The 12,354-nt window shown below is 37.9% G+C and carries 8 protein-coding genes and 5 pseudogenes; 11 read left to right on the forward strand and 2 right to left on the reverse strand.

The window, feature by feature from the left end; translation table 11 throughout:
- The first annotated feature begins 101 nt into the window (after window positions 1–101).
- The 3 genes and pseudogenes from EA365_16385 (at window position 102) to EA365_16395 (ending at window position 1,594) form a co-directional block, all read left to right on the forward strand.
- Window positions 102–276 (forward strand): annotated as a pseudogene (locus EA365_16385) (DUF2887 domain-containing protein).
- Window positions 277–329: 53 nt separating this feature from the next.
- On the forward strand, window positions 330–911 hold the full coding sequence (locus EA365_16390; protein ID TVQ41921.1) for a DUF2382 domain-containing protein: 582 nt from the start codon (window positions 330–332) through the stop codon (window positions 909–911).
- Window positions 912–979: 68 nt separating this feature from the next.
- On the forward strand, window positions 980–1,594 hold the full coding sequence (locus tag EA365_16395) for a DUF2382 domain-containing protein (GenBank protein ID TVQ41922.1): 615 nt from the start codon (window positions 980–982) through the stop codon (window positions 1,592–1,594).
- Here the strand turns inward: EA365_16395 and EA365_16400 are convergent, their stop codons facing one another.
- Together EA365_16400 and EA365_16405 are read right to left on the reverse strand one after the other, a co-directional pair.
- Window positions 1,595–1,849, reverse strand: a complete 255-nt coding sequence (locus EA365_16400; protein TVQ41923.1) for a DUF3148 domain-containing protein — start codon at window positions 1,847–1,849, stop codon at window positions 1,595–1,597. It abuts the gene before it with no gap.
- A gap of 12 nt (window positions 1,850–1,861) precedes the next feature.
- Window positions 1,862–3,922 (reverse strand): ATP-binding protein, encoded by a 2,061-nt coding sequence (locus EA365_16405; GenBank protein TVQ41924.1) that lies wholly within the window; start codon window positions 3,920–3,922, stop codon window positions 1,862–1,864.
- A 94-nt stretch (window positions 3,923–4,016) separates the two neighbouring features.
- On the opposite strand from EA365_16405, the pseudogene EA365_16410 reads away from it, so the two are divergent.
- The 8 genes and pseudogenes from EA365_16410 (at window position 4,017) to EA365_16445 (ending at window position 12,354) form a co-directional block, all read left to right on the forward strand.
- Window positions 4,017–4,337 (forward strand): annotated as a pseudogene (locus EA365_16410) (DUF433 domain-containing protein).
- Window positions 4,321–4,628, forward strand: a pseudogene (locus tag EA365_16415) (hypothetical protein). Before EA365_16410 ends, EA365_16415 begins: the two co-directional pseudogenes overlap by 17 nt.
- Window positions 4,629–5,001: 373 nt before the next feature.
- Window positions 5,002–7,602, forward strand: coding sequence for a type I DNA topoisomerase (topA, locus tag EA365_16420; protein TVQ41925.1), 2,601 nt, complete (start codon window positions 5,002–5,004; stop codon window positions 7,600–7,602).
- Window positions 7,595–8,623 carry a class 1 fructose-bisphosphatase gene (locus EA365_16425; protein TVQ41926.1) on the forward strand — a complete coding sequence of 343 codons (1,029 nt, stop codon included), beginning with the start codon at window positions 7,595–7,597 and terminating at the stop codon, window positions 8,621–8,623. Before topA ends, EA365_16425 begins: the two co-directional genes overlap by 8 nt.
- A 6-nt stretch (window positions 8,624–8,629) precedes the next feature.
- On the forward strand, window positions 8,630–10,159 hold the full coding sequence (locus EA365_16430; protein ID TVQ41927.1) for a magnesium chelatase: 1,530 nt from the start codon (window positions 8,630–8,632) through the stop codon (window positions 10,157–10,159).
- Between the two features lie 140 nt (window positions 10,160–10,299).
- A pseudogene (locus EA365_16435) lies at window positions 10,300–11,100 on the forward strand (transposase).
- A gap of 493 nt (window positions 11,101–11,593) precedes the next feature.
- Entirely contained in the window at window positions 11,594–12,070 is a 477-nt protein-coding gene (locus EA365_16440) for an HNH endonuclease (protein ID TVQ41928.1), read from the forward strand.
- Between the two features lie 82 nt (window positions 12,071–12,152).
- Window positions 12,153–12,354, forward strand: a pseudogene (locus tag EA365_16445) (transposase).

Below are 12,354 nucleotides of genomic sequence, written 5' to 3' on the forward strand. Positions count from 1 at the left end.
GGGATACCTCCACCATCATTAAACCCGATGGCGCTCTTGTGGTACAGTGCGATGAGATATCGTTTTGTACCGCATAAATGTATCAGAATGACTATTTACAAGTGAAAACCGATACCATTTTCTACCGACTCTTTCAAAGTTTCCGGTGAGTTTTTCTTTGAATTAATCAACTCCTCTGGGGAAATAGCTAACTTCTATCAATTCTCTTTAGTAGAGGTAAAACAACTCGCGTTTAGGATTGATGGAGTCTTTCTCCCGAATCAAGACAATCAACCCCCTAGAAAACGGTATAGTATCTAGAAAGTAATTAAACAAGGAAAGAGCAAATTATGGAAGGAGTTACCGTTATTCGTGATGACCAAAAAACAGGTACAGTAGTAGCTCAAGATGAAAGAGGTTACTGTGTGATTGAGTTTGAAGATAACTCTCGCATAGTTATTACACCTGAGTTACTCATTCCTCAAGAAGATGGTCGTTATTTTGTTAACATTACAGGTGCAGAAGAACTGATTTTACCAGTAATAGAAGAACAAATTATTATTGAAAAAGAAAGAATCCCTAGGGGAATAGTCCGAGTCAATAAACGAGTAGAAACCAGGGAGAAAGAGATAGACGCTACCACAACCCACGAAGAGGTAATCGTAGAACGTGTTCCCATTAACAAACTCGTTGAGAATGCTTCTCCAAAAGTTCGTAAAGAAAGGGGAGTTTTAATCATTCCCGTGGTAGAAGAAGTCGCTGTAATTGAAAAACGGCTACTTTTAGTGGAAGAAGTGCATATATCCAAACAACGTACCCAAAAAACCCAACCACACAGCGTTATGTTACAACGCGAGGTTATCGAAGTTGAACGAACAGAAGCTGACGGAACAGAACTATCAGATCATAATCGCGAATTTGAGGATATTTAACTATAGCTTAGTTTTGAACATGTGTGCAACTCTCATACCTGAATAATTCAATATAATTATCTGGGATTTTGGGAGTTTTTGCTGATTTTTTGACTTTATACTTAGGGAAAGAAGAAGTAGAGCGCGGTCGTATGCGTATTTACACTGTTGTTACCGAGCGTGAGGTACAAGAAGATGTTAAATTACGTGATGAAACCTTAAAAGTTAGCCGTCGCCCTGTTAATCGTAGCGTTAGCGTCAATCCTGACTTATTTAAGCAAAAATCCTTTGAGATGGTTGAGATTGACGAAATTGCTAAAGTCAGAAAAAGCGCTAGAGTGGTAGAAGAAGTTTCTCTCGGTAAAGAAGTTGTTGAGAAAATCGAAACCATCAAAGAAACCCTACGTCGTCAAGATGTAGAAATCGAAGAAGTTAAAACATCACGTACCTTTGATGAATATGATGCTGATTTTCGTACCTTCTACACCACCAATTTATCTAACAGTGGCGTCACCTACGAAGAGTTACAACCTGCTTATAACTATGGCTATAAACTAGCTACTACTGAACCCTTCCGCAGTAGTCCTTGGTCTGCAGTAGAAGCTGATGCTAAAGCTATTTGGGAAGACAAAAACCCAGGTACTTGGGAACAAAATCAAACCGTAATTAAATACGCTTGGGAAAAAGTACGTAGCGCACGTTAATTAATCTCCCTCCCCACCTTCCATAGTGTGGGGGGACTTTTGGAGTAACTCTAAATATTTACTCTCTACTAAAAAAGCTCCCTGAGCAAATTTGACGCACCAGTAATCACCAGGACGCCGATCGCTGATTATTCCTTCTTCTCCTAGCGCAACTACTGAGGGAGGACGCAACATCGGCATGGGCTCTGCTGTTTTAAAATAAGGAGGTAAGCTAACAATCCTCACGCGATCGCCAATTTTAAATTCTGTTGACATAAATTTTAGGCATTATTCTACTGCGATAATTTCGGTATATTCAAAATCGTTAGGACTTCTTTGTACTAGAGGATAAGTCCGATTATTAATTATGATACTATCTTCTTGACAATCAGACTTAGGAGAATAATAAACCAACACATACTGTTTTCCTAGATGGGGTTGTATTTCTTGTTCTACTTCGATTCTCCATTGGGTTTTGGTTACCATCATCACTAATTGATTAGCTAATTTCGGAAGGGATTTAGCTACTTGTCGGCGATAAATTTCATCTAAACTTCCAAAGGGAGAATCCATCACCATAGGAAAAGTACTACTATCAGGTCCCATTAATTTATTATGCTGACTCCATTCTCTAACGCGATCGATAATTCCCCCAATGAAAGAAAGACTCAGAATTTGATTTTCTCCTGTAGATGCTGCCACAGGTATAGCTACTTTTGTAGTGTTTTCAATGAGATTAAGTTCGTAATTTTCATTGATTCTAGGTATATAGGGAGTAAAGGAAATAGTGCTAAAAATTTCTTGTATTTTAGTTTCTAAAGCTAAACGAAATTCTTTTTCGAGGAGTTCTTTAACTTGATTTAAACGAGTAATTATTTCTTCTGTTGCTTGAATTCTCCGTTTAGCTAAATTTTGTTTTTCTTCTTTGACTTGGTGTTTATTAATTTGTCGTTCTAGGTCAGTTATTTGTGATTCTATAGTTGTTAACTGTTGTTGATTTGCTCCTAATTCTATAGTTAATTCTTTCAGCAATAATTCTAGTTGATCTAACTCAATTTGTAGATTTTTTATATCATGTTCAGGATAAGTTCTCAGGGTTTCTTTGATATTATCTAGTTGATTCTCTTTTTGAGCTAATTCTTCTCTTAATTGATTAATTTTTTGTTTAGCATTATCTATTTTTAGCCAAAAATCAGGGGTAATTTTCTGAGTGTTATTGACTTGAGTTTCTAATCTAATAATTGTTTCTTCTACTTGAGCAATTCCCGCTTGATTAGTCCAAGTTTCTACAGTTTGATAAGCTTCACTTCCTGGTATTAGTTGTTGACCACAAATACAGCATTGACGGTTTAACAATTGTTCTACAAAGTCTTTTTTTATACCGCTGGGTAATTCACCTTTTTCTCTTAATTCGTTGACAATTCCTTGAAATTTAGTAAATATCTCTTCCAGAAAAACAGTAAATCCTTGGTTAGATAATAAATTTTTAATTTGTTGTTTAATTTGTTGTAATTCGGATCTTAAGCGTTTTTCTTGATTCTCTAACTCAATTTTTCTTTTTTGCATTTCTACAGCACCATTAATTTTAAGTAATTCTTGATTAAGCTGCTGTTTAGTTTGTTCATGAGTGACCAAATCTTGTTTGATTTGAGTTATTTTAGCTAATATTTGTTCTCTATGGTGTTCGAGATTATGTTGTTGCTGGAGAATCTTTTTAACTTGAATATCCCCAATTTGTTTTAATTCATCTTGAAAAGTTTTTTTAGCTTTTTTAACGTGTTCAATAGCTCGTTCCACAACTTTTATACCAATTAATTCTTTAGTATCTTCAGCTAAGGTTGTTTTTTTATCGCTACGAGAGATATGGTCGATATATTCACCATCAAAAAAGAAATAATGATGTAAACTAGAAGGTAAAATTCCCTCAATGACATCATCAGGAGATTCAGGAGGAAGATACCAACGACCATCGTCTCCAGCTATAGTTAAGTGAGGTTGACTTTTACTATATTTAATAAAATTAGTATCATTTTGATAAGCATAACACTTACGTTGTAAACGATAGATTTTAGCGTCGTGTTCAAATTCGAGGGTAACGGAACATTCTACGGAAGTATTAAAGTCTTTTTCGGCGATCGCTCTTTTATTAATCAATAATTGTGGGGAAGCAAAAGCTGGGGTAAATTTTTCATACAATACCCAAGTAAAAGCATTCAGAAGAGTTGTTTTACCCGCACCATTATTGCCATGAATGACTGTACTGTTACGCTCTCCTGCGCTAAAATAAATTAGGGGTGTTTTACCGTAAAATTGGCGAAAATTAGTTAATTGTAGAGAAATAATCTTCACGCTGACCTCTGGGGAATATCAATAATATGATATACTATAACTAAATAGAAAATATTTTTCAAGAGTTAGTGAATCTAACAAGGGAAGTAAAAAGATGAGTAATCAACTTTTTAATTACATTAAAATCACATAAGGTATATGTGGTGGAAAACCTCGTATTGCTGGTCATCGTATCAAAGTCCAGGATATTGTGATTTGGCATGAGTTTAGAGGAATGTCTCCTGACGAAATTGTTGATCATTATCCCAGTATTAACCTAAGTGATGTTTATGCTGCTTTAGCGTACTATCATGATCATTTAGAATAAATTAGACAAGATATTCAAGAAAGTGAACAGTTTATTGATTCCTTAGCGAATCAAACTCCTTCTCTATTAAAGAGTAAAATGAAAAGAAAAAATGTCAGAAAAACTTAAATTTCATTTAGACGAAAATGTTAGTAATGCCATAGCACAACTACTACTTTTGAAGTAAATCTAATGAGCGCCACTGATGAGGAATAAATAAAATTTGCTTTAATGGAAGAAAGGGTTATTTTTACTCAAGATGATGATTTTTGAAGATTGCCTCAAAGAGGTATGATTCATAACGGAATTGTTTATTGTCATCAAAAACAAAGAACTATAGGCGAAATCATTAACAGTTTAACTTTGATTAGGGAGTGGTTACAACCAGATGATCTCAAAGGAAAAATAGAATTTATTTAAATCTAGGGACATTTAGCAATTTCGTAAAGAGCAGTGTTTTTAGCCAAAAATAGTAAAGCTGTTAATATTCCTCCCTGTTACTGAATTTGTTCTTTAATAATTTTTAAGACATCATCATTGATATTGCGCGTCTTTTTCTGATAGAGTTTATTTCTTTCTAGAGTCAAAATGCGCTCTATAGCAATACGTATCTCAGGTGAAGCAGTAAGAATAGGCTCTTGCAGGTCATGTCTAGGAGAATCTGGTAACATAAAAGAGATAATCTTAAGTAAATATTACATATTATAGCAGTAACTTGTCAAAACTAAAGAGATATGTTAGAGAAAAGTAGTAAGCATCATTCGATTAATTAGGTTTTGGTGAATTAACTTTTATGTCAACTCTGGTTATTGTAGAATCTCCAACCAAAGCGCGTACAATCAGGAACTACCTACCTTCAGGGTATCAGGTAGAAGCATCCATGGGTCATATCAGGGATTTACCAGCAAAAGCAGAAGAAATCCCGAAAGAATATAAAGAGTATGAGTGGTCGAGTTTAGGAGTAAATGTGCGCGGAAACTTTGAGCCCCTGTATGTAGTACCTAAAAGCAAGAAAAAAGTAGTTAAAGAATTACGGGATGCGGTTAAAAACGCTACAGAAGTAATTTTAGCCACAGACGAAGATAGAGAAGGAGAGAGCATCAGTTGGCATCTGTTGCAGATTTTAAATCCTAAAGTACCTAGTAAAAGGATGGTATTTCACGAAATAACCAGAGAAGCGATCGCTAAAGCCCTAGAAAACTGTCGTGAGATTGATTATAATCTAGTGCACGCTCAAGAAACTCGTAGAATTCTCGATCGCCTCGTAGGTTATACCCTATCTCCCCTACTGTGGAAAAAAGTAGCCACAGGTTTATCAGCGGGGAGAGTACAATCAGTAGCAGTCAGACTAGTAGTAATCAAAGAGAGACAGCGCAGTGCTTTTCAATCAGGGGAATACTGGGATTTAAAAGCATTATTAGCGCAAAAAAAGCAAAAATTTGAGGCTAAACTAGTAACCTTAGACGGGAAAAAACTAGCCACAGGGAGTGATTTTGATCCAGAAACGGGAAAAATAAGTAAAGGCAAAAGAGTAGTCTTACTTCAAGAAGAAGAAGCAAAAGCACTCGCGGCAAAACTCAAAGACAAACCCTGGGAAGTAACCGAAGTCGAAGAAAAACCAGTAACCCGTCAACCCTCAGCACCATTTACCACTTCTACCTTACAACAAGAATCTAACCGTAAACTCGGGATATCCGCGCGAGAAACCATGAGTATAGCCCAAAAACTATACGAACAAGGATATATAACCTATATGAGGACAGATTCTGTCCATCTATCAGAAGAAGCGATCGCCGCGGCGCGTCAATGTGTTACAAATTTATACGGAAAAGAATACTTAAGTAAAGAACCAAAACGCTATCAAACCAAGAGTAAAGGAGCACAAGAAGCACACGAAGCAATTCGACCTGCGGGTAACACCTTCCGTACCCCCCAAGAAACGGGTTTAAGTGGCGCAGAATACAAACTCTATCAACTGATTTGGATGCGCACAGTAGCTTGTCAAATGGCACCTGCACGTTTAACTCAAATTAGTGTATCTTTACAAGTAGAAAACGCAGGTTTTCGCAGCACAGGGAAAAGGATTGACTTTCCAGGGTTTTTTCGAGCTTATGTAGAAGGATCAGACGATCCCGAAGCAGCGTTAGATAACCAAGAAGTCATCCTCCCCCCTTTAGCAGTAGGAGACTCTCCCGAATGTAAACAACTAGAAGCGATTGGACACCAAACCCAACCACCCGATCGCTATACCGAAGCATCCCTAGTCAAGAAACTAGAAACAGAAGGGATAGGACGTCCGAGTACTTATGCGTCTATTATTGGGACAATCATCGATCGAGGTTATATCCAACTGCGCAATAAAGCCTTAGTACCTACTTTTACAGCTTTTGCAGTAGTTAGCTTATTAGAAGAGCATTTCCCTGACTTAGTAGATACTAATTTTACCTCCAAAATGGAACAAACTCTAGACGAAATCGCCTCAGGAGAAGCGGAATGGTTACCCTACCTGAAAAACTTCTATCTAGGAGAAAATGGCTTAGAAAATCAAGTCAAAGTTCGGGAAAGTCAAATAGATACCAATCAATCTAAATCGATTATCCTAGATAAATTACCTGTAGCAGTCAAAATTGGCAGATATGGACCATATCTAGAAGCTAAACAGGGAGAAGAGATCATTACCGCTTCTATTCCCGCAGATTTAACCCCATCTGATCTTAACGCCGAACAGGTAGAGAAGTTGTTACGACAAAAAACCATAGGTCCAGAATCTCTAGGAAATCATCCCGAAACAGGGGAAGAGATATATATATTAATAGGTACTTATGGACCATATATTCAGTTAGGAGAAGCTACCACAGAAAAACCCAAACCAAAACGAGTCAGTTTACCCAAGGGAATGCAACCGGAAGATGTTACCCTAGAAATAGCTCTAGCTTACTTAGCCTTACCTAGGACATTAGGAGCACATCCAGAAACAGGATGTAAAATCCAAGCCAATCTAGGACGTTTTGGACCATATGTAGTTCACGATCAAGGGAAGGAAGGGAAAGAATATCGTTCTCTTAAAAAAGAAGACGATCTCTTAACGATTACTCTAGACAGAGCGATCGAATTGTTAAACCAACCAAAAAGTGGTCGTGGGGGAGGTCGTCGCGCTAAAAAACCTCTACGGGAATTAGGATTGCATCCCGAAGATAAAGAACCCGTCAATATCTATGATGGTCCTTATGGTCCTTACATCAAATATGGTAAAACTAACGCCAAACTTCCCGAAGGAGAAAGCGTGGACACCATATCTTTAGAAACTGCGGTAAGCGCACTTACTGCTAAAGTCTCTGAGGGAAAATCTCCCAAAAAAACAACCTCAAGAAGGAAAAAATCAGCTGATGGTTAATACACAAAATACTGGTACTCCAGAACGTAGTTTAGGTCGAGACTGTATTACACTAAATCGTCACGTCTTACAACAGTTAAAAAGCTTTGACACAGAAGCACAAGACCTCAGCGCTTTAATGAATCGCATCGCTTTAGCTGGTAAATTAATTTCCCGTCGTCTTTCGCGCGCGGGTTTACTAGAAGGAGTATTGGGGTTTACAGGAGAAGTAAACGTACAGGGAGAATCGGTTAAAAAACTCGATATCTACGCTAATCAGGTATTTATATCTGTATTTGAGCAAAGCGGTTTAGTCTGTCGCTTAGCCTCTGAAGAGATGGAAAAACCCTATTATATACCTGAAAATTGCCCCATAGGACGTTATACTCTGGTTTATGACCCTATTGATGGCTCTTCTAACGTCGATATTAATATTAATGTAGGTTCTATCTTCGCTATTCGTCGTCAACAAGGAGATGATCTTAACGAAGAAGCAACAGATTTATTACTCGATGGTTATCAACAACTAGCCGCGGGTTATATCATCTATGGTCCTTCCACGATGTTAGTCTATACCCTAGGTACAGGAGTTCACTCTTTTATCTTAGATCCAAGTTTGGGTGAATTTATTCTCGCTCAAGAAAATATTCAAATACCCGAATCAGGTCCAGTTTATAGCGTCAATGAAGGGAATTTCTGGCAATGGGAAGAGTCTATACGAGAATATGTCCGTTATGTTCACTCCACAGAAGGCTATACTTCTAGATATAGTGGTGCTTTAGTAGGGGATATCCACCGCATTTTGATGCAGGGTGGAGTATTTCTCTATCCAGGTACAAAAGAACAACCCAATGGTAAGTTAAGATTACTCTATGAGTCTGCACCTCTAGGCTTTCTGATTGAACAAGCAGGAGGTAAAGTGAGTAACGGAAGAGAAAATCTCTTACAAGTAATTCCCGATTATCTCCACGCGCGCACACCTCTGATTATTGGTAGTAAACTGAATGTAGAGTTAGTAGAGTCTTTTATTAAGAAAGGCTAAATAGTTATGTTAGCAAGGGTTTGGACTGCTTCTCTAGTAGGTATAAATGGCGTTAAAGTAGGGGTAGAAGTAGATGTCTCAGGTGGTCTCCCTAAAATGGTGATCGTGGGATTACCTGATGTTGCTGTACAAGAATCCCGCGAAAGGGTAAAATCAGCCCTTAAAAACGCGGGTTTTGCTTTTCCTGTGCGCAATATCTTGGTTAATCTGACTCCCGCTGATTTGCGTAAGGAAGGTCCTAGTTTTGATTTACCTATCAGTGTGGGTATTTTAGCAGCTTCAGAACAGGTAGATCCGACTTGTTTAGGTGATTATCTGTTTCTCGGTGAATTGTCTTTAGACGGTAGTTTGAGAGCGATCGCCGGAGTCTTACCTATCGCTGCTGCTGCATCTAGTTTGGGTATTACTACTTTGATTGTACCAGAAGATAATGCCCAAGAAGCGGCGATCGTGGAAAATATTAACGTTTATGGTTTTAAACATCTTTTAGAAGTAGCTGATTTTCTCAATAATCCTGATCAATATACTCCTGTTCAATCTAATTTAGCCCAAACTGTTGCAGAAATTACCCCTTTTACCCCTAATTTACGGGATGTTAAAGGACAAAGTCACGCGCGACGCGCTTTAGAAATAGCTGCAGCTGGTGGACATAATTTAATCTTTGTCGGTCCCCCTGGTGCGGGAAAAACGATGTTAGCGCGACGTTTACCAGGGATTTTACCTCCTTTGACTTTTGAGGAAGCTTTAGAAGTGTCACAAATTCACTCTGTGGCGGGTTTTCTCAAGGATAGGGGAAGTTTAATTCAAGAACGCCCTTTTCGTAGCCCTCATCATTCTGCTTCTGGTCCTTCTTTGGTTGGAGGTGGTAGTTTTCCCCGTCCAGGAGAAATATCTTTATCTCATCGTGGCATACTTTTTTTAGATGAACTAACAGAATTTAAACGCAATGTCTTAGAATTTTTGCGTCAACCTTTAGAGGATGGTTATGTAAGTATTTCGCGTACTCGTCAATCCGTGGTTTTTCCTGCTCGTTTTACTTTGGTTGCTAGTACTAATCCTTGTCCTTGTGGTTATTTTGGTGATACCCTACAACCTTGTACTTGTTCACCACGTCAACGAGAACAATATTGGGCTAAATTATCTGGTCCATTGATGGATCGTATCGATTTACAGGTGGTAGTTAATCGCTTAAAACCTGAAGAAATTACTTCTCAAACCACGGGAGAAGATTCTGATACCGTACGTCAACGGGTGCTTAAAGCTAGGGAAATCGCTATTAAACGTTTTAAAAATGAGTCAAAAGTTAGCTGCAACGCGGAAATGTCCTCAGCTCATTTACGTAAATTTTGTAAACTAGATGATAACACACGTAAGCTACTCGAAGCAGCAATTACTAAGTTAGGATTATCCGCACGAGCTAGCGATCGCATTCTTAAAGTAGCTCGCACGATCGCTGATTTAGAGCATCAAAGCGCTATTCAATCTGCACAAGTCGCCGAAGCGATTCAATATCGTACTATCGATAGAATGCACTAATATGAAGTTAGAAAGGATTAAAAACTGTTTAAAGCAGCAAAAAGCTTATTTACCAAAAAAATGGGTTAAAGCCTCGTCCTGAACAGGCGACTTTTATTTTTCTCTGCTCTAATAATCTTATACCTATTAAGCTAGTATAAATGTTTGTAGTAGAGTCTAAAGCTAGAACACCTAAACCTTATCAAATATTAGCTATCAATGAAGCTATTCGTACACTTCAGTTTGTCCGAAACAAAACATTGCGCTACTGGATAAACAATAAAGATAATGGTAAAGCAGCTTTATTCCGCTATTCTACAGCATTAAGAAAAGAGTTCGATTTTGTCGAACATCTTAACTCTACAGCTTGTCAGGTAGCAGTAGAAAGAGTACTCATAGCCGTAAATAAGTTCTTTGATAACTGCAAAAACAAAGTTAAAGGTAAAAAGGGATATCCTAAATTCCAAAAGAACAATCGCTCTGTTGAGTATAAACAGTCTGGTTGGAAGCTATCAGAAGATAGGAAGCGTATAACATTCACCGATAAAAAAGGTATTGGTACTCTTAAATTAATATGCTCACCTGATTTAAACTATTATCAACCAGAGCAAATAAAACGAGTCCGTATCGTAAAAAGAAGTGATGGTTATTATATCCAATTCTGCCTTAAATTAGACCCTAGGGATACAGTAAAACAACTTGAGCCGACTAAAAAGACTATTGGTTTAGATGTTGGGTTAAAGTATTTCTATGCCGATTCTAATGGGGATATAGTAGAAAATCCTAGATTCTCTCGTCAAGCCGAAAAACAACTAAACAGACTCAATAGAAAAAAATCGAAAAAATTGCGTAAAGGAAAACTACAATCCCAAAACTACTTAAAAGCTAGAAAGAGATATGCTCGTAAACATTTAAATATAAGTAGGCAGCGAGAAGAGTTTGCTGTGCGATTCGTTCCTGTTGAAAGAGGATATAACCTTATAAAACAGGGCAAGGTAAATCAATATTGAACCTTGACAACTGAAATTTCCATGTAGGTGACTGAATTCTACCGAGCACATGCAGAGACAGTAGAAGAGAAATCTTCAAAGAAGAAGTCCTACCCACTTAATGCTGGTGGAAAAGCATAGAGCGCCTCACCTTGAAAAGGGATGAGGAGACCCCCAACACATAAACGTTGACGACGAATGGAGTTGAAGCGGGGCTAAAAGCTGGTCCAAGGCAAAGTACAACCTTGCGCTGAGGAATTAGCAAGCATGTAATCTATAAGCGAGCAAGACTAAGATAACATCAAGGAAATGGAACTCGTGGGTTAATCAAGAATGAATCATCGGTTGAAGCATCGTAACTTCTCAGTCAGGGAGACATATAGGTTGAGTTCCTGGCGTCCTAAGGCGACAGTATTACAAATTTAGTGATTCTAAGAGCATAGGAGTACTTTCTAAATGTGACTATTTGTTATCTGAAAAACTCAGAAGTTGGGCAGTAGCTAAAGACTCAAAAGAGAACTTTTATAAAAAATACTGGCACAGACATAAAGGAAGAAAGATATTTTCAACGGGTAATGAGGAAAATTCACTAAGACTAGAAAGTTATAATCCGAAAGGTGAACACCATAGTAGTGTTGAGTACATAAAAGTTAAAGGTGATAAAAGTCCTTATGACGGAGATTGGAAATATTGGTCAGCACGAATGGGACAGTATCCAGAAACGCCTAAAAGAGTCGCAGAACTCTTGAAAAAGCAGAAGGGTAAATGCCGATGGTGTGGATTACATTTCAAAGATGGAGACGTTATGGAAGTTGACCACATAAAACCAAAATCGAAAGGTGGAGGTAATAGAAAGGAAAACCTACAGTTACTACATGGACATTGTCATGATGAAAAAACAAGGTTCGACCTTGAGGAAGCGCGTAAGTCAAACGCATTCTAATTGAAGAGCGGTATGAGGGGAAACTTTCACGTACCGTTCGGGAAGAGAGGTGTGGTGTAGTGATACACCCATCGACTCTAACAAGAGAATAGCGCTCCGTGTTGTTCAGTCTCACGACTTGATAGCCTATGAAGACTTAAAGGTTAAGAACATGGTTAAATCTAAACTAGCCAAAAGTATAAATGATGTTGCTTGGGCAACCTTCAGACGATGGTTAGAATATTTTGCCTATAAATATGGAAAAGCCGTAATAGCTGTACCTCCTTATAACACTAGTCAAAACT

This window comes from Gloeocapsa sp. DLM2.Bin57, from assembly GCA_007693955.1.
In the GTDB taxonomy this organism is placed as follows: domain Bacteria; phylum Cyanobacteriota; class Cyanobacteriia; order Cyanobacteriales; family Gloeocapsaceae; genus Gloeocapsa.